The organism is Candidatus Phytoplasma australasiaticum subsp. ipomoeae, assembly GCF_024425275.1.
GTDB classification, from domain to species: Bacteria; Bacillota_I; Bacilli_A; order Acholeplasmatales; family Acholeplasmataceae; genus Phytoplasma; species Phytoplasma australasiaticum.
In genome coordinates, this window is record NZ_JALQCV010000002.1 from 71,759 (window position 1) to 93,224 (window position 21,466).

Sequence of the window (21,466 nt, forward strand, 5' to 3'; positions counted from 1 at the left end):
TATTTTTTTTATTAAAAATTAAATTATCTTTATATATAAATTATATAACAATTTTTCTTAAAAATCACCATCCACATGCAATAAAATTTATGACTGCTTCAATTAAGACCTGATCAAATTCATTTTAATTAACATTGAATGGTGATTTTTAAAAAAAATTATTAAATTATAATTAAAAAAATTAAAAAACCATTACGCCAATTATTATACATCAAAAAAATCAATTATAAGACTGTTTGTATCTTAAATTAGCAAAAAATTTTCTCAAAATATTCTGACTTTCTGATTCAAAAATAAATAATTTAACAAATTTTTCATGATATTTTAAATTATTGTAAGTATACAAAAAATTATTATAAAAATTAAAATTAATATTAGAAGCACTATAATAAATTTTATTAACCCGAGATTGAATTAAAGCTCCGAAACACATCATACAAGGCTCTAAAGTAACATAAATATTTACCATATTCATTCGATAACTTCTTAATTGGCGATTAACTTCTATAAGAACTAAAAATTCTGCATGACTAAAAAATAATTGACTATTTTCTGTATTATTATGAGCTCTAGCTACAATTTTATCATCTATTACCGCAACAGCACCTACAGGAACTTCTCCCTTTTCAAAAGCTTTTTTAGCTTCAATAAAAGCTTCTTGCATAAACCAAAAATGTTTTTTTTTCATAACCACATTCAAACTTAAAATAAATATTATTATAAAAATAAATTAAAACTTATGACATTTACGACAACAAGGTTCATGATAATCTTTACCGCCTACTAAAATTACTGGTTCTTCTTCATGTGTAAACTTATCTTTTAAATTAGAATAAATTCTTTGAGTACGAGATGCTTTTTTACCACAAATAAAACAATAAGATCTATATTTGGTAACTCTATCAGCAATAGATAACAAATATGGCATAGAACCAAATGGTCTACCACGAAAATCTAATTCTAAACCAGCTATAATAATACGTATACCTTTATAGGATAAATCATTAATAATTTTTTCAATTTCAGAATCTAAAAATTGAGCTTCATCAATGATGATAACATCAACCCCAGGTTTTATAAAATTAAAAATTTCTTTACTTTGATGAATTAAAATAGCAGGAACTGTTTCTAAATTATGATTAATTAACTCGCTTTTACATGAATAACGATTATCAATAAATGGTTTAAAAACTAAAAATTGTAATTGCAAAGTTTTTAAAAAATTAATGCGTTTAATTAATTCAGTTGTTTTACCTGAAAACATCGGACCACAAATAACTTCAACAAAACCTTCTTCATCTACCACCATCATTATAAAGATAACCTTTCTATGCAAATCAATATCAATTAATTTGATTTTTCATCTTTTTTAACTGAGGATTTTCCATAACGTTTATAAAATTTATCAATTCTACCAGCCACTGTTACAAAAGATTGAGAATTAGTATAAAAAGAATGACAATTAGAACAAGTTTCAATTTTGATCTTTTGCACAGTAGTCCCTATTTTATGTTTTTTATGACAAGTAGCACAAGAAACTTCGATTTCATAAAAATTGGGATGTTGAATATTCTTTTTCATAAATTAAATCCTTTCCAAATAAATAAATAATATTTTTTTACAAGTTAAATATAAATAATATCAATAATTAAAATTTTCCAAAAATATTTACTAATACATTTTAACATATTAAAGAGATTTAATTAAAAAATAAAAATTAAATTAAAATTTAATAAAATCAAATACTATAATCATTTTTAATGATATAAAGGAAATTTAATAATTAATAATAAAACTTCTTTCTTTATTTGATCGAGAATCATATCATTTTTATAATTTTGTAAAGCATAATTTATCATATCAGCTACTTTAATAAATTCAGCTTCTTTAAAACCTCTAGTAGTCATAGCAGCAGTACCTAATCTAATCCCCGAAGGACAAAAACCTTTATTTTTATCAAAAGGAATAAAATTTTTATTAACTATAATATTAACTTTTTGTAAAACGTCTGCAACAATTTTACCATTTAAATTTGAATTATTATAAGTAACATCAATCATTAACAAATGATTTTCTGTAGTGCCACTAATTACACGATAACCTAAAAAAGATAAACGTTTAGCTAAAGCAAAAGCATTCTTAACTACTTGTTTTTGATATAATATAAAATCATCTTTTAAAGCTTCTTGAAAGGCAACTGCTTTAGCAGCAATAGTATGCATTAAAGGTCCCCCTTGTGTTCCTGGAAAAATACCTTTACTAATTTTATTATGAATTTCTAAATTATTAGTTAAAATAATCCCTCCTCTAGGACCTCTAAGGGTTTTATGCGTGGTAGAAGTAACTACATCAGCTTTAGCCATTAAAGGACAAGGATGCAAATTGCTTACTATTAATCCAGCTATATGAGCAATATCCGCCATTAAATAAGCATTAACTTTATTAGCTATTTGACGAAACTTCACAAAATCAATCTTTCTGGAATAAGAAGAAGCTCCAGCTATTATTAATTTAGGTTTTACTTGATAAGCTATTTTAAGAACATTATCATAATCAATAATTTCTGTTTTTGGGGAAACATTATAACCAAAAGAACGAAAAAAAATACCAGAAAAACTTAAAACAGAACCATGAGTCAAATGACCTCCTGCATCCAAAGACATACCTAAAATAACATCATTTGGTTTTAATAAAGCTTGTAAAACAGCCATATTAGCTTGAGTTCCTGAATGAGGTTGAACATTAACATACCTAGCATTAAACAATTTCTGAGCCCTTAAAATAGCTATTTTTTCAATTTCGTCAACATAATAACAACCATTATAATACCTTTTATTAGGATAACCTTCTGCATATTTATTTGTTAATACACTTCCTTGAGCTTCTAAAACAGATGGAGATGTAAAATTTTCAGAAGCAATTAACGTTAAACACTCTTCTTGTCTTTTTTTTTCTTTTAAAATTAAATCATATATAAGAGTGTCGTTTTTTTTCAAATAATTCATATTAAACCATCATCGCTATTTTATTCTTCAACATTTAAAATTAATGATTTAGCTTTGGCCAACAACAGGAAATACTAAATAAAGCATACTGTTATCTTCTTCACTGCAAATAACAAAAGATGTAGCAAAACTATCAAAAATAATTTTGAATTCTTTTACGGTAAATACCTTCAGAATATCTTCTAAATGTTGAACATTTAAAAAAGTTTCCACATTTTCATTAGCAAAAACCTCAATAGCATTTAATTGTTCCGAAGCTTGACCAATTTCATCGCTATTAGCCGAAATTTCTATAATATTATCTAATCGAATATATAATCTAATAATATTAGAAAAAATATTTTCCTCTTTGGTAAGTACTAAAGAAACTCTTTCTAAAGTTTTCAAACAATCTAATCTATTCATTTTTACAAAAAACGGAAAAGAACTAACTTTAATAATAGGCCAAGCGGGATATTTACCTTCTAAAAGAGTCGTTTGAAATAATAAATTATCACAACGTAAAATCATTTTTTGTTGATTAATTGATATATGCACTAACTCATCTTTTTGATACTCTAATAATTTATATAATTCCTCCAAATTTTTATAAGAAACAGTGATATTGAAATCAAAATAATTCAAATCTAATGATATTTCTTTTTGTGCAATTCTAAAAGTATCTGTCGCCAAAACTCTTAAAAGAGAATTTTCATAAATAAAATTAACTCCCATAAGGGTTTTTTGTTGTTTATCACGAGAAGCAGCAACATTAACCTCTTTAATAATTTTCTTTAAAATTTCATTTTTAATAGCAAAAAATTTATCAGATTGAAAATCAAAACTAACAGGAGGGAAAAGTTGTAAATCAATTACTTTTAATTTATATTCAGAATTTTTAGAATTAATAAATAATAAATAATCTTCGACAAGAGTCATTTCTAAAGAACAAGAATCAATTTTTTTTATAATATCTACTAAATGTTTACCTATAATAACTAAAGAACCATTTTGCTTAACAACCAAATCAGTATCCTTAATTTGTAATTGAATATTTTTATTATAATCCATAGCTTCTAAATAACAAACATTATCTAAAGCTTTAATTTTTATATAATGAAAAATAGGAAAAAGAGTTTTAGGTGGAAGTATTTTATAAATTTGTAATAAAGAATGTAATAAAACTTCCTTTGTAATTTCAAAATGCATAATTATTCGAATTAACCCTCCAAAGTAAGATTATCATTATTTAACTTTACCATTATCTTCTGAATATTTTGTTCTAAATTTTGATCAACTTTAATTTTATTTTTTATTCTGCGATAAGATTTCGAAATAGTTGAATAATGCCTCTTATTAAATAAAAATCCCACCATTTCATTAGAAATTTTATTTCTCTCTTTGATTAAATAAATAGCTATGTCGCGAGGCAAAGAATATTGAGGATCTCTAGAATGACCATTTAAATCACTAACTTTAATATTAAAAGATCTGCTAACAACTTTCTGTATTTTTCTAATATCAGTTTCTTCGGGAGAAATATTATTTTTATTTTTTAATAAAGGTTCTAAAGCGATTAATGAATTAGTTAAATTCATTTCTAATCCATAAATTTGAGTATAATTCAGTAAACGCAACAAAACTCCTTCTAATTCACGAATATTATCTCCAAAATGAGAAGAAATAAAATTCAATACCTCCATACTTAATTTATTCCTTAAATTACTTGGCATTGCTAACAATTTTTTCTGAATAATAGCTAAACAATGTTGATGATCAGGTTTCTTAATATCCCCTATTAATCCTGATTGAAAACGATTTGTTAATCTTCCCATAATTTTTTTTAACTGGGTTACAGGTTTATCACTAGTAATAACTATTTGTTTTCGTTGAGAATTCAAATGATCAAAAAGTTTAAAAAATTCTATTTGTGTATATTTAGCATTTTCCATCATTTGAATATCATCTATTAATAAAACATCTAAATTTCGATATTTATTATGAAATTCTTCCATTTTATCTTGCTTTAATTTAGAAGTAAATTCTTCCATAAATCCTTCGGCTTTAACATACAAAATTTTTTTATGAGGATCTTTTTTAATCATAAAATTACCTATAGCATGCATTAAATGAGTTTTTCCCAAGCCAACATCTCCAAAAATATATAAAGGATTTGCTCGTAATAATACTTCTTCATTAGCGGTTTTTTTAGCAATTCTAAAAGTAAAATCATTACTTTCCCCTGTAACAAAATTATCAAAATTATACTTAGATTCTAAACCAGAATAATAATCATCTTTATAATCTAATTCAAATTCCTTTAAATCATAAGAGTGATCGACATGTAATAAATCCACATTATTATCCGAATCAGTTGTTTTTATAGGATTATTAGCGGTATTTTTATCGGAATTAGATAATAAATCCTCATCAGACAAAAATTTAAAAAATATGTCGGCATCAGAATATTTTTTAGAGATTTCATGAATTAAATCTAAATAATTCATCAAAAGAATTTTAGTTTTAATAAAATCACTAACCAAAATAAAAATAGTATTTTTTTCTATTTTATAAGGATTTTTCATATTAATAAAATTAGCTTTAAAAACTTCTGGACTGCACCTTAAAGACAATTCTTCTACCACTTTATCTAAAACTTGTCTTACCGACAATGCCATAATCATTTTCTCCTTAGGAAAATATTTTTTTTATCTAAAAAAAATAATTAAATAGAACATGCTTCGCATTCGGATAATTTTAATTTTCGGGTTCTAGTGTAATAAAGAGTTTTTATACCTTTATGATGAGCATATAAATAAATTTTTTGCAATTCCCTAGTATTCATATCAGAATTAATACACAACTCTAAAGAAATACCTTGATCTATATGTTTTTGAGCAACCGCTATAACATTTATTAATTTAAATTTATCTATTTGATAAGCAGTTTGGTACATAAAAGAAACATCAGATAAGTAAGGCGCTGGAAAATAAGTTTTAGAATTACCATAAGTTCTTTCTTCTACTAATTGTTTAATAGGTGTTAAAGAAGAAGTAGTAGACATAACGTAACCAATAGAACCATTAGGAGCTATAGCCAATCTATGTGAATTCCATAAACCATATTTAATTACACTTTTACGTAATTCCTGCCAATCTTTGTCAGTAGGTAATTCAATATCTTTAAAAATATCTTTAATTTTCGGAAATGTAGGCAGAATAGCTTTCCTATTTGTAAAATATTCACCACTAGCATACGTTGATAATTCAAACTGAAAAAATTTTTTACCTGTTTTTTTTGCTTTTAAATTAGAGTGTAATAAAGAATAGTAATTAACAGCATTAAAAAAAACATCAATTAATTCCAAATTTTCATCACTTCCGAATTCTATCATATTTTCCGCTAAAAAACTATGATGACCCATCATACCAAAGCCAACACTTCTATTTAATCTATTAGCCTTGCATACACCTGGAACATAATGAATATTGCTTTTTTCAGAAACCGAATTCATTAATTCCATAGCTAAAAAAACAGTCTCTTTAATATTTTTATTTTTAATCATATTACCCATATGACCAGAAGATAAATTACAAGAAATATCCATACCTATGATATCTTGATCTCGTTGATCATAAGGTGCATAATGAGAAGTTAAAGAAGGTTGTAAAATTTCTGTACACAAATTTGAAAATTTAATTTTTCCGCTAGAAGTATTTTGTTTATTAGCATTATCACAAAACATAATATATGGATATCCTGATTCACCTTGTAATTGAGCAATCATTTCTAATAAATTTCTAGGATTTATAAATTTCTTATCAATATCAGAATCATTAACCAAAATATCATACCATTTATCCATATCAACGCTAACATCTGCAAAATTCATTTTATATTTTTTATAAATGCTATGAGGATAAAACAAAGCCATCATTTTATTATTTTTAGCTAAAGAAATCATTTTATCAGAAACTACAACACCTAAAGATAAAGTCTTTAATCTAATATCGTCATCTGCATTTAATTTTTTGGAGTTTAAAAAATCTAAAATATCAGCATGATGAGCGCTTAAATAAATAGCAACAGCTCCTAACCTATGACCCATTTGATCTGCATAACGAGAAACATAATCTAAAATTTTAGCTACTCCAATAACTCCTTTGCATGCATTAGCAATTCCTTTAATAGATTCTCCTTTAGCTCTTAAATTAGATAAATTAATTGAAACGCCGCCACCTATCTTAGATAATTGCATAGTAAATTCTATAATACGAGATATGTCATTCAAAGAATCTCCAGCTTCTAAAAGAAAACAAGAAACAAATTCCCCTCTTTTTTTAAGTCCACTATTCAATAAAGTCGGAGTAGCTGGAGTAAAATTTTGTCTAATTAAATTACTAATTAATTTTTTAGCCAATTCAAAATCTCCAGAAGCATGATACAAAGCATTAATAACTAAACGATCTTCATAAGTTTCTAAATAATTTTTTTTATCTCGCGTTTTTAAAGAATAATCTTTATAAAATTTATAAGCACTCATAAAAGAATTAAAATTAAAATTATAATCATATGCTATTTTATAAATTTCTTTAATTTGACTATAAGAATACAATTTTAAAAATTCTTCCTCATAATATTCATTATTAATTAAAAATTTTAATTTATCCGATAAACTTTCAAATCTTTTTAATTTAGGTTTAATTTCTTCAGATAAATAACTCTCTAAAGCCTCTAAATCTTTATTAAGATCTTTAATATTACCTTCTTCGTCTATAATTTGATTATTTAAAATAATCCAATGAGGAATTGAAGTATCATTGCAAAATTTATTTTTATCATTAACAAAATTTTTATACTTATCATCTAAACTACAATTAACTCCCATATTAACTCCTGATTTATTATAATTTTTCAGCCATTTATTTAATTTTTCAATATCTTCTGTAAAACCTCTACCTTCGAACTTCATAATCAAAGGAATACCAAAATCTTTAGAAGCAACATCACCGGCTTTAGCATAATTAGAACCATAATTTTTATTACCAGAGGAAGCTACACCTATGACTAAATGAGAATATTTAATTAAAAAATCCCTAGCTTCTTGAGATAATTCTCCAAAACCAACCGTTTTAATTATTAAAATAATTTCCTCATTATTATTAACAAATTCTGATATATGTTCACTAGGATAATCTAATTTTTTGACAAAATCATAAATATTACCGTGTTTTAATCCATCATAAACAATCTTCAAAATAATCACCCATATCAACTTAATTCCCAATTTTAAATTATTATCATTTTTTTAATAATTCTATTATATAACATAAACAATTCTATTAAACTAAAACAAATAATTATAAAAACAATACATAAATATAATTTATGACAAAAAAATAAACTTATTTTAATTAAATAAAAATTCAATAAAATTAAAAAAAACAAACTCAGAAAATTAATTATAAAATTAATTATGTTTTTTAAAATATTTCTCAAAATTAAATAAATAATTTTAAAAAAAATAACCAATAACTAAACACTAATTATTATTATATAAAAATTTTTCAATTCATATAATATTAAAATATTTTTTTAAATATAAATTAATTTATATATAAACATAAATGATAGCCATTTTATTGATATTAAATTATTTTATTTTATATAAATATTTTAATTTTTTTTAATTATTTTAAATTTATTAAAATAATTACATTTTTTATTTAAAAATAATTTTAAAATTATAAATTTAATAAATTTAATTTATATAAATTTATATAATAAATATAATTAAAATTATATTATTTTAATATTATTTAATAATATATAATTATATATCTTTATTGTTATTTAATGCATTTGAATAGAAATATTAAATATAATAGATTAAAAATATAGTATTAATCTTATATTTTTGTATTTTCAACAAATAACTTATTCACATTTTTAACCTACTTATTCACATTTTTAACCTACTTATTCACATTTTTAACCTACTTATTCACATTTTAATATAAAAAATAACCTACTTATTCACAACTTATTCACAATTTTATTTTAGATTTCAAATATTTTTATTAAAAAACAAATATTTTTGTTAAAAAATAAATTTTATAAAAATAAAAAAATCTAAAAATAATGAAAATTTATTATTTATTAAGACTTATTCAAGTTACTTATTCAAAAAAAATATTTTTTTTTTTAAATCAAAAATATTGTAAAATACATTTTTTTTTATTTTATATCTAAAACTTATTCACATTTTTTTTAAAGTTTTTTGTTTTTTTTTATTTATATAAATAAAATTCATAAAAATATATTTTTGTTAATATTTTTTGAAATAAAAGATATATAAAAAAACTAAATTTTTTTAGTGAACAATAATTATCTAATTTTATATATTCTTTAAATTAAATAGTTTTAATTTATATAAATTTAATAAAAATTAAAAAAATATTAAATTTTATTATGTTAAAAATGTTTTTTTTAATTATATAATTTAAAATAAAGAAATAGTTAAAAAATCATTTACATTAAATTTATATTAAAAAATGATTTTTTCATGTTTTTTAAACATTAGAAAGGTTTTTTTATTAAAAACATAGTTAATAATTATGATTAAAAATTCTATAAATTCACAATATAAACAAGATTATTTGAATTTCTTAAATATTAAAAATAAATTTATTTTTAAATTACTATTATTTTTGATAATATTTACAATTTTTTCTGATATATATATTATTATTTTTTATAAAAATCCTTTTTTTGACATAAAAGAAATTTTTAAAAAAATAATTTCTCATTATAGATTTTTCACTAACCAAATGATTTTATCTATTTTTTATACTTTATGTACTTTTTTGATAGAAATAAAAAATAAAAAAAAACAAAAAATTTTTATTTTAATAACATTAGTTAATTCTTTATTAACTTTTTGTGTTTATAATATGATACTTGCTCCAATTTGGACAACGTACAATGATTTTAGTATTTTTTTTAATTATTTTAAAAAAAATGTTATTTTTGATATAAATTTTTTTAAAAATATTTATGAAAGTCATTTTTTAAGTATTATTCAACACACTATCGTTCCTTTAAATTTTTTTATAATTTTTATTTACCTGAAAATATCAAAAATAAAAACCAAAGAAATTTTTTTATCTTTTATTCATCCTGTTATTTATTTATTTTTATATTTTTTATTTTTATTAGACCCTTTTAAAACTTTTTTTGGTGTTAAATGTATATTTAATCAATGTTGGTTCCCTTATGCTAACATTCAATGTGATTATCCTTTTCATGAAAATAAAATTTTCGGAGAACCTATTTTTGGGATAAGTTATTTTCATGGAAAATTAGCAGTTTTTATTAGAGAATTTGTTTTATTTTTATTATTTTCTATAGTTTTTTATATTATTTTTAAAATTAAGAATAAATCGGTTAAAAAAGGATTTTAATTTATGATTAGTCAATCTTTGGCAAAAAATAAAATTATTATTACTGGTATAAAACCTAGCGGAGATTTGACTTTAGGTAATTGGCTTGGAATTATCCAACCTTTATTATTGTTGCAAAAGAAATTTGCTGAACAATATGAGTTTTATTTTTTTATTGCTGATTTGCATGCTTTAACAACTTTTGATAAAAAATTTGATTTGAAACAAATAATACGTAATATGGCAGCTATTTTGTTATCTTCTGGTTTATCATTATCTAAAACAACTTTTTTTCTTCAATCGGATGTTTTTGCTCATACTTATTTAAGTTATATTTTAGAATGTAATACTTATTTAGGAGAATTGAACAGAATGATTCAATTTAAAGAAAAAAAGAAAAAAAATTCATCTAATGTAAGAGTTTCTCTTTTAACCTATCCTATTTTAATGGCATCCGATATTTTACTTTATGATGCTGATATTGTTGTAGTAGGTAAAGATCAAAAACAACATTTGGAATTAACTCGTGATTTAGCTATTCGTTTTAATTCTTTTTATGGTGATATTTTTAAAATTCCAGAATTTTTAAAAATAGGCTATACTATTAATTCTTTAACTCATCCTGATAAGAAAATGAGTAAAAGTTTTTTTTTGGATAAAGAAAAAGATAAAGGTTGTATTTTTTTGTTAGAAGATCTAAATAACATTAGAACAAAAATTATGCAAGCGGTAACAGATGATATAGGTGAAATAAAATATAATCCCGAAAAACAACCCGGAATTTCTAATTTATTAAAAATTTATGCCGGTTTAAATGGTATTGAAATTTCTCAAGCAGAGAGTTTGTTTGTTAATTATTCTTATAAAGAATTTAAAATAAAATTAGCATCTTTAATTTTGGAAAAAATTAAAATTATTCAAGATAATTTTAAAAATTTGATTAATAATGAAATTTTAGAAAAGACTTTTGCTAATGGCGCTTCAAAAGCTAATGAAATATCTCGACAAAAAATTAATAAAATTAGAAAAATTTTAGGAATTAAATATTCTATTTAAATATTTTTTTAAATTATAAATGTTTATATATTTTTAAATGTTTAAAAAATATTTTTTAAAAATAAATAGAAATATTTTTTTGGATTTTCTTTATATTATGATATAATCTACACATATAAATACATTTTTTTTATCAATTGTTATAAAAAATTTTGAATTTTTTATTTATTTATTTTTTATTAACGATAATTTATTATAAATCAATTAGAAAAGGTTATTTTTTTGTGTTTAAAAAAAAAGAAAATACCATCAATCTTTCCGAAAATAAAAAAATTAATTTTAATTTTATTTTAATTAATATTTTTTTATGTTTTTTCTATTGTTTAGCAGATGTTCTTTTTGTAAGTGGTAATTATAAAATAAATTTATATGTTACAGGTGTTCATGGTATTGGTGATGCTATTGCCAAAGTTTTAAAAAGTAATTTTGATATTTTTAAATGTAATTCTTTATTTGTAGGTTTTTTTGCGGCGTTTTTTTATCTTTTTATTAATTTTATCTTATTTATGTTTATTGCTTTTCCTAAGTTAGACAGTAAATTTAATATTACTACTCTTTGTAACACTATTTTTATTTTTCTGTTTTTAACTATTTTAACTATTTTAATTAATGGTAATAATGGAATTATTTTTAATAAAATGCAAAATTTTTTTGGTATTTTTGATTATGAAGGGAAATTTTGGTTTAGTAATTTATTGAGAGTTTTTATTGTATCTTTGATAACTGGTATTATTGGTGGAATTTGTATTCGAATTGGTGGTTCTACCGGTGGTATAGATATTATTTCTAAATATTTGTATATTTATAAAAAAAAAGATATTTCTTTTATTACTTGTATTTTTAATTATTTGATTTCTATTATTGCTACTTTTTTAATTTATGCTACAACAAAAGAATTTTATTGGGAATCTATTCTTTTAACTAATTTAATTAAAATACCTTTGACAACTTTTTTTATGTATTTAGTTATTTGAATTTATATTAGAATATAAAATTTGATTATTTTTTTAAAATAAGGAATTTATTGTGAATATAACGATTGAAAATACTTTGAAAAAATTTAAAATTTATTTATTGCAGGAATTATTATTGTCATGTAATACTGTTGATGCTTATTTGATAGATGCTAAACAATATTTAAATTTTTTGTTTTATATGTTAAAATTAAATTTTCCTAATAAAATAAAAAAAAATCATGTTTCGGATTTTATTAATTATATTTCTCAAAATAATAATTTAAGTAGTAGAACGGTAGCGCGCAAGATTGTTGTTATTAAAAAAATACATCATTTTTGGTTTTTAGAAAAATGTATAAATCGTAATATTGTTGAAAATTGGAAAATTCCTAAGATTAATAGAAAATTACCAGTTGTGTTGTCAGCAGACGAAATTATTATATTTTTAAATTTTTTAAATCAAATTAATAATGATAGCAATTCGTTAATTAATTTTCGTGATCAATTAATGTTTGAGTTAATGTATAGTTCTGGTTTAAGAATATCTGAAATTTTAAGTTTAACTTTATCGTCTTTATATTTGGACAAATTTCAGATTTTTGTTATTGGAAAAGGAAATAAAGAAAGATTAGTTCCTATAACTAAACATGTTGCAAAATTATTTTATTATTATTTAAAAAAAATTAGACCTTTATTAAAATCATCCGAAAGGGTAGAAAACAATTGGGTTTTTTTAAATTATCAAGGTTTTCGTTTGTCTAGACAAGGATGTTATAAAATTTTTAAAAAGAATATTAGTTTATCTAAATTATCTTCATGTTCTCCGCATACTTTAAGACATTCTTTTGCTACACATTTGTTAGAAAATGGCATGGATTTGAGAATGTTACAAAAAATTTTAGGTCATGAAGATATAACTACTACTCAAATTTATACTCATATTAGTCAAAAACGTTTAAAAAAGGTTTATTTAAAGTGTCATCCGCGTGCTATTAATTCTGATTGATTTTTTTTAGTGATAGAGGTGATAATAAGTGTTTTCCGCTAACTTGTTATGTTATAAGCAATTATTTTTTTTAGAAAAAAGAAAACAAAAAATTATTTCTTTAGCTGCTGATCAAAATTATTCTTTTTGGTATTTTAATTTTAATGTTGTTAAATATTTTGAAATTATTTCAGACATTCAAAAACATTTATATACTTTTAATCCTTTTTTAAATACAAAAATTATTTTTATAGAAAATATTTCTGCTTTATTCGAATTAAAGAATAAATTGGATTTTTCTTTTTTGTTTAATTTTATTAAAAATCCTCAAAAAAAAATTATTCTATTTATTAGTTTAGATTGTAATAATGTTAATTTTAAGTTTTTTTATAATAAATTAAAACCTTTTATGCATGTGGAAGAAATTTTTTCTATTAATAATTATCGAGAATTATATGAATATATTTTGAAAACATTTGAATATGATAATTTTAAAATATCTTCACATATAAAACCTATTTTGACTAAAAAATTAATTAATCATTATCAAGATGATTTATTTTTATTAGAACAAGAAATTAATAAAATTAAATCTTATTATATCGAAGATAAAATAATTCATGATTCAAAAATAATTAAAGAATTAATTTTTAATGAATCCGATCAAAATATTTTATCTTTAATTAAATTATTGGTAGATAAAAAAATATTAGAAAGTTACTTATTATTTAACAATTTAACAAATAAATTTCAAAATTTTTTTTCCATTTTTTTTCAATTAATGAAAACTTTACAAGAATTAATTTTAATTTATTTTTATTCGCAAAATGATAATAATATTCTAACGATATCTTATTTATGTAAATTTTCTTTTGCTAAAACTTCTTTTTTTTTAAAAGAAATTAATAATTTAAATATAAAATCTCTTTATGAATTATTTTTGTTAAATTTTAAATTTTTGTATAAATTGAAAATTGGTGTTATTAAATATCATGAATGTTTAAATATTTTTTTACAGCAGGTTATTTATGATCAAGATTTAGATGATAATTTTTAATATAATTTTATTTATTTTTATTTTAGAGAAATGAATGTTTCGGTAAATTTTTCTAAATTGATTGATCCTGTTCTTAAAATTTTGAAATTATTATCGTTGATTTCAATTACTGTAGATGGTGTGTTGGATGAAGTATAATTATTTGGAAAAATTTTTTTAACTTCATGTTGATAAATATTTTTAATAATTTGGAAATCATTTATAGGTTTTTCTCCGCTTTTATTAACAGAAGTAGTTTTTAAAGGTCCTTCTTTTTTTAATATTTCTAAAGCTATAGGATGATTTGGCATTCTAATTCCGATTTTGCTTTCTTGGGTTATTCGGAAATATTGTTTTTTTGCTTTAACTATTAAAGTTAAAGGTCCTGGCCAAAATTGTTTGTATATTTTGACAATTTGATTATTAATTTCAACAAGATTTTCGATTTGTTTTAAATTATAAAATAAGAGGGCCATCGGTTTTTTTAGAGATCTTTTTTTTAGTTGGTAAATTTTATTTAAACTTTGAGTGTCATACCAAGGAGCGCCCATTCCATATACAGTGTCTGTAGGGAAAATAATTATATTATTAAAGTTTTTCATAAATTAGTTAAAAGTTATCTTTCCATTTTTGTTTTTGAAATTCATCTATTAAAGGTTTTATTATTAAATCAATATTACCTTCCATAAACTCATTTAACTGATATATTGATAAATTTATTCTATGATCTGTTATTTTATTGTTGGGATAATCATAAGTTCTTATTTTTTCGCTTCGATCACTTTTACCTATTAAATCTTTTTTAATTTGATTTTGTTTTTGTTTTTGTTCAGATTGTTGTTGATAATAAATTTTATTAGTTAATAATTGAAAAGCTTTTTCTTTGTTATCATGTTGACTTTTTGCTATTTGACATGATGAGCTTATACCTGTAGGTAAATGAGTTAATCGAACTGCTGATTTAGTGGTATTTACAGATTGTCCCCCAGGGCCACTAGCATTAAAAGTATCCACTCTAATGTCATTCCAATTAATTTCTATTTTTTGATGGTTATCATTAGGAATTACTAATATTTTTACTGTAGATGTGTGTATTCTGCCTTTATTTTCTGTCTTTGGGATACGCTGTACTCGATGTATTCCGGATTCATATTTTAAATAATAAAATACATTTTTTCCATTAATTACAAATTCAACAGACGAAATACCTTCTTTAGATGTAGATAATAAATTGATAATTTCTAATTTCCATTTTTTATATTCTATATATTTTTTATAAGCTCTAAACAAATCTGATACAAATAAATTAGCTTCTTGCCCACCTATGCCTTTTTTAATTTCTACAATTACATCTTGTTTATCTTCTGCGTTATATTGTTCTGGGTATAATAGTTTTTCTAATTGATTAGTTTTGTTTTTAATTTTGATAATTAAATTATTTTTTTCTGTTTCTGCTAATTGGATTATTTCTTCTTCTAAAATTTTATCATTTGTTTGAGATAATGTTTTTTGTATTGTTTTATACTCTTTTTTTAATTGAATATATTCTTCGTAAGCAAAAACAATTTTTTGCAGTTTATTCATTTCTTTTAATAAGTTAATATTTTGAAAATTTTTTGGGTTTTCTAATATTTTTTTTTGATTTTGTAAATATTTTTTTTTTATTAATTCTAATTTATCAAACATCTAAATTATTGTATCATCCTATTTTAATTTATTCTATTAAGTGGTCAGTTTCATTAAATAATAAACAATTAGAATCAAAATTAAAATATTTAGTGCTTGTAATACCTTGACGATTTTTCGCAATAATTAACTCTGTGTGCCCTAAGTCTATATTATATTCACTATATTTTTCTTTCGAATAATATCCTTTTCTGTATAAAAACATAACTATATCAGCATCTTGTTCGATACTCCCTGAATCTCTTAAATCTGATAGAATAGGTTTTTTATCTTCTCTTTTTTCTACTTCTCGAGATAATTGGGATAAAGCTATAACTGGTATTTTTAATTCACGAGCCATTTGTTTCAAGCTTTTTGAAATATCAGAAACTTCTTCTTGTCGATTATTAAAACCATATTGTCGATTATTTTGATTATTTTTTCTGATTAATTGTAAATAATCTATAATTACTACATCTAATTTTTGTTGATGTTTTAATTTACGACATTGCGTTCTTATATCTAAAATATTTACTGCTACTGAATCATCAAAATATATATTTAATTTTTTTAATTTATCAGCTGTTAATTTTAGCAAAGATCTTTGATTTTGATTTAACAATCCTAATTGAATATTTTTATGAGGTATTTCGCTTTGAGCACTTAATATCCTTGTTACTAATTGTTCATTAGACATTTCTAAGCTAAAAATTGCTACATAAGTTTGAGCATTATTATTTTTTTGAGCCATTTTAATTGCTAAATTGGTCATAAAACTACTTTTTCCCATAGAAGGTCTAGCAGCAATAATGATTAATTCTTCTTTTTTTAATCCTAAGGTTACTTCATCTAAATTAGTATAACCAGTGCTTATACCAATAATATTTTTATTTTGTAAATTGTTTATAGTGTTTTCTTGTACTTGTTCGATTAAGTTGTTTATTTTAATGAAATTATTGGTTTTACTTTTATTAGAAATTTGGAAAATTTTTTCTTCTGCTAAATTTAAAAATTTTTGTGGTTCAATATCAGGATTATTTAATCCTTCGTGCACAATAGAAGAAGCAGTTTGAATGATATTTCTTTTAACAGCTGCTTCATTTACTAAGTTAATATATGTTTCTAAATGATAAATGGATGGAATTATTTCGCCTAATTGAATTAAATAATTTTGTCCGCCATCTATATGAATATTTTTATTTTTTAATAATGTATATACTGAATAATAATCAATAGATTTTGATGTTTCAAATAATTCTTGAATTGCTTGAAAAATTTTTTGATTATTAAGGTTAAAAAAATCACTAACTTCCAAACGTCCTATTACATTAATAATTTGTTTAGGTTCTAAAAAAATAATTCCTAAAATTGATTTTTCTGCCTCTGCATAATAAGGTAGTTTTATATTTTCATTCATGATTTTTTAGCTTTTACGTTAATTGTTAAGGCTGCTATAATATTATCTTTTAAAATAATATTAGCTTTATAAATACCTAAGGCATTAATTTCATTATCTAAAATTATTTTGGGTTTATCCAATAAAATGTTATGACTTTTATATAGTTCATCTATAATATTTTTTGGAGTTATTTTGCCATGCATTTCGCCGTTTGGGCCAATTTTTATTTGAAAAGTAATTTGTTTATCTTCTATTTCTTCTTTTAATTTAGTCATCAATATAATTTTTTGTTGTTCTTTTTCTTCTTTTATTTTTTTATTTTGTTCTAAATATTTAATATTTTGAGGATTAGCTAAAAGAGCTTTTTTAGTTCTAATTAAATAGTTACCAAAACCAGGATTAACTTGAATAATTTCTTCTTTTTTACCTTTATCACTCAAGTCTTCTAATAAAATAATTTTCATATTTTCATTTCCTTCTTGATATTCATTTTTTAAAATGTTTTTTAATTCTAATAAAACATTATCAATATTACTGTTTTTAATTTGGGAGGCTGCGCTATTAATATGTCCTCCTCCATTCATTTGCTCCATAATAATTTGTACATTGATATTATCGCTACATGATCTAGCGCTAATACCTATTTGATTATCGGATAATTCTCCTATTACAAAAGCTGCTTCAATATTTTGTACATTTAAAGAATTTTCTGCTACTTTAGCCAAAAAAGAACGATCATTAATCGGTTTATCACTGGTTATAATAGCAAATTTTTTCATATAAATTTCCATACGAGATAATAGTCTATTCATTTCTAAAATTTGATCAAAATCCTGTCTTAGCCATAATTTAATTTTTTGACTTTCAGCGCCCATATTAATTAAACGCGATGCTACTTCTAAAGTTCTTGCGCTAGTTCGGGAGGTAAAAAAGTTAGTATCAATAATCATTCCTCCATACATAATAGTAGCTTCTAATGGCGAAATGTATACTGGATGATTTAAAAAGTATATTAATTCCATTATCATTTCTACAGTTGATGAAGATGATGCATCTATATAAGCGAATTTATTAGAAATAATTTTTTCTGAAGAACGATGATGGTCAATAATAATTATATTATCAGTTAAATTTAACAGTTCATTGTTATCTAAAATTTCTAAATGTTGATTATCTACAATAATAATTAAGGAATTTTTATTTATTATTTTATTCGCTTTATTAGCATTAATAATATTTTTTAAAAGCTTAGGATTTTCTTTATTTAAATTTTCATAAATATTTTTAAAATTTTTTTCCATAAAAATTGTATCTATAATAATATAATGATCTTGATCGCTATTTAGAATAGATGCTATTTTATAAATAGCAATCATAGAACCAAAAGCATCTAGATCTGGATTTTTATGACTCATAAAAAAACAATTATTATGTTTTTGAATTAGATCTTTAATGATTTCTGAATTAACTCTAGATACTATTTTAGAGTTGGTATTTAAAGAGGTTTTGGTCGCTCCAAAATATTGAATTTTTTGATTTTCAATATTAATTACTACTTGATCTCCTCCTCTTTTTTGTGCTAATTCTAATGCGCTTTGAGAATAATAAGCTAATTGGTTAAAAGGTAGATTATAGCAAGCGATTCCCATAGATAAAGTGATATTTAATTTATATTTTTCAGAAATATTTCTTATATTTTTCAAAATTGAAAATTTTTCTAATATCATATTTTCTAATTGTTCTCTTTTTAATAAAAGTAAAAATTTATCATCCGATAATTGTTTTAAATAAGTTTCATAAATTTCGAAGAAATCTGAAATAGCGCTTAAATATTCTACTTTAATTTGTGATTGTTCTGAAAAATCTAAATTTTTTAAAGAATTTTCTAAATTATCAAAAGATAAAAATATTAAAGCTGGTGTTGATCGATGATAAAGAGTTTGTACCTTTTCTCTTTGAGTTGCGTCGAATAGATAAAAAACATTAAATTCTTTTTTATATAAGCAATCAAAGTATTTATCTTTGATTTTTAAAACTATTTGTTTTTCTTTTTCTTTAATATTTAATAATTCAGCCATTTGGTTATTGATTAAGTTTAAAGATGTATTGATGTCAGGGTTATTAAATATTTTGTTTGCGTAAGTATTTATCCATTCAATAGTATTATTAGCGGTATTAATCACTATAATTCCTATAGTTAATTCGTTAAAAACTTCTTCACCTATTTTGTCTATATAATAAGATAATTTAGACCATAAAGCCAATCTTTTTTGTAATCTTTTAATTTTTAAACTACGTTGAAAATGCATATAAATACTTAAAAAGATAAAAAAGATTACTAATTTTCCAAGAATACTAAAAAACAATTTAATAATAATTTTTTTTACTTCTTGAATTTCTTTATTTGGGTTGTGAATTAATAATTTGATGTTATCATAGTCAAGGAAGGTCATATATAGAAATGTACCAATCAAAATTATAAATAAAAAAATTTTTTTATAATTGAGATTTTTTTTTCTTAATGTTAACATAATTAATCATTAAACTCTCTTTTCTAAAAAAACGGGGGCAAATATATAATTTTGTTATATAAAAAAACAAAACAAGTTAGATAAAACTTGTTTATTATTTATAAATATTTTACTTTTCGACAAAAGGTATTAAGGCCATATGACGCGCTCTTTTTATAGCTGTAGCTAATTTTCTTTGCCATTTAGCACATACTCCGGTTATTCTAGATGGTAAAATTTTACCTTCACTAGTTATAAATTTTTTTAGAATTTCTATATTTTTAAAATCTATATTAGTAAATTTATTTTGTGTAAAAAAACATACTTTACGACGTTTTTTAAAATATTTTTTTCGAATCATTTGCATATTTATAGTTTCACTCTTATATTCCTTATAAAATTTTAATTTTTAAAAAAGCGACTCATCTTCATCTTCTTTAATATCGGAAAAACTTTGATTATTTTTTTTTATATCTCTGTTATGTGATGTTTGTTCGACATCTAAATGATTGGAATATTCTGATTTTTGTTTATTTTTTTTATAATCCGAATATTCTTTGCTTTCTAAAAATTTAATATTTGTGCATAAAATTTTTGTATCAAAAGTTGTTTTTTGTTGATTATTATGATCTTCGTAAATTTCTGTTCTAACTCGGCCCTCTATAGCTAACAAACTCCCTTTAGTAATGTATCTAGTTAAGCTTTCTGCTTGTTTATCCCAAGCGATACAACGAATTAAATCTGATTCTTTTTTTCCTTCTTGGTTTGTATACCCTCTATCTATTATCAAATGAAAAATAACATAAGGTACGTTAGTTTCTTTTGTAAATCTTATTTCAGGATCTTTTGTTATTCTGCCTATTAAAAATACCCTATTTAACATTATTTTCTCCTAATTTATGTGTTTTATTTTTTGATAATAAGAAAACGAAGTATTTCTTCAGTTATTTGCATTAATTGATTAAATTTTTCTACAAATGTATTATCTGCTTTAATTGTTGATTGTACATAATATCCTTGTTGGAATTTTTTAATTGGATAAGCTAATTCTTTTAATTCTATAGAAGCAGGTATAATTTCTTCAAAACAATTAATATCTTTATTTTTGATAAAAGTTTTTTTTAAATTTTCTACTATTTCTTGCGCTTGTTCTTGACTTATATTGGGTTTTATAATGTACATTAATTCATATTCTTTCATTTTGGTGGATTTTTTTGCTCCTTTTGATCAATTGTTTAATTAATTTTTAAAATATTTAACTATTTCATATCTTTATACTTTTATTTTAATCTTTTTGGATAAAAATATAGTAATTTTTTCAAATTAAATTTTATATAGAAATTTTAACTATTTTATAATAAAACAATATTTCAATTTCTATTATAAAAAATTAAATTTTATCAAATTGAAATGATGATATACTCTGAATTTCA

19 protein-coding genes are annotated in these 21,466 nt (G+C 21.9%); 5 read left to right on the forward strand and 14 right to left on the reverse strand.

Features of this window, described 5'->3' with window-relative positions; genetic code table 11:
- Nucleotides 1-220 precede the first annotated feature (220 nt).
- From NQK76_RS00320 to nrdE, 7 genes are all read right to left on the reverse strand, one after another.
- Nucleotides 221-688, reverse strand: coding sequence for a nucleoside deaminase (locus NQK76_RS00320; protein WP_004995156.1), 468 nt, complete (start codon nt 686-688; stop codon nt 221-223).
- A 42-nt stretch (nt 689-730) separates the two neighbouring features.
- Nucleotides 731-1,312 carry a thymidine kinase gene (locus NQK76_RS00325; RefSeq protein ID WP_004995158.1) on the reverse strand — a complete coding sequence of 194 codons (582 nt, stop codon included), beginning with the start codon at nt 1,310-1,312 and terminating at the stop codon, nt 731-733.
- Between the two features lie 35 nt (nt 1,313-1,347).
- Nucleotides 1,348-1,581, reverse strand: coding sequence for a 50S ribosomal protein L31 (gene rpmE / locus NQK76_RS00330; protein WP_004995160.1), 234 nt, complete (start codon nt 1,579-1,581; stop codon nt 1,348-1,350).
- A gap of 176 nt (nt 1,582-1,757) precedes the next feature.
- The gene (gene glyA, locus NQK76_RS00335; RefSeq protein WP_255872587.1) at nt 1,758-3,005 is read right to left on the reverse strand and encodes a serine hydroxymethyltransferase; all 1,248 of its coding nucleotides are present in this window, start codon (nt 3,003-3,005) and stop codon (nt 1,758-1,760) included.
- Between the two features lie 48 nt (nt 3,006-3,053).
- Nucleotides 3,054-4,193 (reverse strand): DNA polymerase III subunit beta, encoded by a 1,140-nt coding sequence (dnaN, locus tag NQK76_RS00340; RefSeq protein ID WP_213680255.1) that lies wholly within the window; start codon nt 4,191-4,193, stop codon nt 3,054-3,056.
- Between the two features lie 11 nt (nt 4,194-4,204).
- On the reverse strand, nt 4,205-5,662 hold the full coding sequence (gene dnaA, locus NQK76_RS00345; protein WP_255872588.1) for a chromosomal replication initiator protein DnaA: 1,458 nt from the start codon (nt 5,660-5,662) through the stop codon (nt 4,205-4,207).
- Between the two features lie 47 nt (nt 5,663-5,709).
- Nucleotides 5,710-8,250, reverse strand: coding sequence for a class 1b ribonucleoside-diphosphate reductase subunit alpha (nrdE, locus tag NQK76_RS00350; RefSeq protein ID WP_255872589.1), 2,541 nt, complete (start codon nt 8,248-8,250; stop codon nt 5,710-5,712).
- 1,564 nt (nt 8,251-9,814) lie between these two features.
- Here nrdE and NQK76_RS00355 point away from each other — a divergent pair.
- The 5 genes from NQK76_RS00355 (at nt 9,815) to NQK76_RS00375 (ending at nt 14,480) form a co-directional block, all read left to right on the forward strand.
- The gene (locus tag NQK76_RS00355) at nt 9,815-10,447 is read left to right on the forward strand and encodes a hypothetical protein (protein WP_255872590.1); all 633 of its coding nucleotides are present in this window, start codon (nt 9,815-9,817) and stop codon (nt 10,445-10,447) included.
- A gap of 3 nt (nt 10,448-10,450) precedes the next feature.
- The gene (gene trpS, locus NQK76_RS00360; protein WP_255872591.1) at nt 10,451-11,482 is read left to right on the forward strand and encodes a tryptophan--tRNA ligase; all 1,032 of its coding nucleotides are present in this window, start codon (nt 10,451-10,453) and stop codon (nt 11,480-11,482) included.
- Between the two features lie 224 nt (nt 11,483-11,706).
- The gene (locus NQK76_RS00365; protein ID WP_004995208.1) at nt 11,707-12,456 is read left to right on the forward strand and encodes a YitT family protein; all 750 of its coding nucleotides are present in this window, start codon (nt 11,707-11,709) and stop codon (nt 12,454-12,456) included.
- Between the two features lie 52 nt (nt 12,457-12,508).
- Nucleotides 12,509-13,444, forward strand: a complete 936-nt coding sequence (locus tag NQK76_RS00370; RefSeq protein WP_255872592.1) for a tyrosine-type recombinase/integrase — start codon at nt 12,509-12,511, stop codon at nt 13,442-13,444.
- 28 nt (nt 13,445-13,472) lie between these two features.
- A complete protein-coding gene (locus NQK76_RS00375; protein ID WP_004995212.1) occupies nt 13,473-14,480 on the forward strand; it encodes a DNA polymerase III subunit delta in 1,008 nt (335 codons plus the stop codon).
- A 17-nt stretch (nt 14,481-14,497) separates the two neighbouring features.
- Here the strand turns inward: NQK76_RS00375 and NQK76_RS00380 are convergent, their stop codons facing one another.
- From NQK76_RS00380 to rpsF, 7 genes are all read right to left on the reverse strand, one after another.
- Nucleotides 14,498-15,061, reverse strand: a complete 564-nt coding sequence (locus NQK76_RS00380; RefSeq protein ID WP_004995214.1) for an L-threonylcarbamoyladenylate synthase — start codon at nt 15,059-15,061, stop codon at nt 14,498-14,500.
- A 7-nt stretch (nt 15,062-15,068) separates the two neighbouring features.
- On the reverse strand, nt 15,069-16,145 hold the full coding sequence (prfA, locus tag NQK76_RS00385; RefSeq protein WP_004995216.1) for a peptide chain release factor 1: 1,077 nt from the start codon (nt 16,143-16,145) through the stop codon (nt 15,069-15,071).
- A 28-nt stretch (nt 16,146-16,173) separates the two neighbouring features.
- A complete protein-coding gene (gene dnaB / locus NQK76_RS00390; protein ID WP_004995218.1) occupies nt 16,174-17,541 on the reverse strand; it encodes a replicative DNA helicase in 1,368 nt (455 codons plus the stop codon).
- Nucleotides 17,538-20,054, reverse strand: a complete 2,517-nt coding sequence (gene rplI, locus NQK76_RS00395) for a 50S ribosomal protein L9 (protein ID WP_255872593.1) — start codon at nt 20,052-20,054, stop codon at nt 17,538-17,540. Before rplI ends, dnaB begins: the two co-directional genes overlap by 4 nt.
- Nucleotides 20,055-20,163: 109 nt before the next feature.
- Nucleotides 20,164-20,400: a 30S ribosomal protein S18 gene (gene rpsR, locus NQK76_RS00400; protein WP_004995221.1), complete on the reverse strand. Its 237-nt coding sequence runs from the start codon at nt 20,398-20,400 to the stop codon at nt 20,164-20,166.
- A gap of 42 nt (nt 20,401-20,442) precedes the next feature.
- The gene (locus NQK76_RS00405) at nt 20,443-20,916 is read right to left on the reverse strand and encodes a single-stranded DNA-binding protein (protein ID WP_004995223.1); all 474 of its coding nucleotides are present in this window, start codon (nt 20,914-20,916) and stop codon (nt 20,443-20,445) included.
- Nucleotides 20,917-20,939: 23 nt separating this feature from the next.
- Complete coding sequence (gene rpsF, locus NQK76_RS00410; RefSeq protein WP_004995224.1) at nt 20,940-21,233, reverse strand: 30S ribosomal protein S6; 294 nt, start codon at nt 21,231-21,233, stop codon at nt 20,940-20,942.
- Nucleotides 21,234-21,466: the final 233 nt, after the last annotated feature.

Bases quoted from the DNA above. Each gene is read 5' to 3' on its own strand.
- NQK76_RS00320 (WP_004995156.1), bottom strand. From the start codon at position 688: ATGAAAAAAAAACATTTTTGGTTTATGCAAGAAGCTTTTATTGAAGCT.
- NQK76_RS00325 (WP_004995158.1), bottom strand. From the start codon at position 1,312: ATGATGGTGGTAGATGAAGAAGGTTTTGTTGAAGTTATTTGTGGTCCG.
- rpmE (WP_004995160.1), bottom strand. From the start codon at position 1,581: ATGAAAAAGAATATTCAACATCCCAATTTTTATGAAATCGAAGTTTCT.
- glyA (WP_255872587.1), bottom strand. From the start codon at position 3,005: ATGAATTATTTGAAAAAAAACGACACTCTTATATATGATTTAATTTTA.
- dnaN (WP_213680255.1), bottom strand. From the start codon at position 4,193: ATGCATTTTGAAATTACAAAGGAAGTTTTATTACATTCTTTATTACAA.
- dnaA (WP_255872588.1), bottom strand. From the start codon at position 5,662: ATGGCATTGTCGGTAAGACAAGTTTTAGATAAAGTGGTAGAAGAATTG.
- NQK76_RS00355 (WP_255872590.1), top strand. From the start codon at position 9,815: ATGATTTTATCTATTTTTTATACTTTATGTACTTTTTTGATAGAAATA.
- trpS (WP_255872591.1), top strand. From the start codon at position 10,451: ATGATTAGTCAATCTTTGGCAAAAAATAAAATTATTATTACTGGTATA.
- NQK76_RS00380 (WP_004995214.1), bottom strand. From the start codon at position 15,061: ATGAAAAACTTTAATAATATAATTATTTTCCCTACAGACACTGTATAT.
- prfA (WP_004995216.1), bottom strand. From the start codon at position 16,145: ATGTTTGATAAATTAGAATTAATAAAAAAAAAATATTTACAAAATCAA.
- dnaB (WP_004995218.1), bottom strand. From the start codon at position 17,541: ATGAATGAAAATATAAAACTACCTTATTATGCAGAGGCAGAAAAATCA.
- rplI (WP_255872593.1), bottom strand. From the start codon at position 20,054: ATGTTAACATTAAGAAAAAAAAATCTCAATTATAAAAAAATTTTTTTA.
- rpsR (WP_004995221.1), bottom strand. From the start codon at position 20,400: ATGCAAATGATTCGAAAAAAATATTTTAAAAAACGTCGTAAAGTATGT.
- NQK76_RS00405 (WP_004995223.1), bottom strand. From the start codon at position 20,916: ATGTTAAATAGGGTATTTTTAATAGGCAGAATAACAAAAGATCCTGAA.
- rpsF (WP_004995224.1), bottom strand. From the start codon at position 21,233: ATGAAAGAATATGAATTAATGTACATTATAAAACCCAATATAAGTCAA.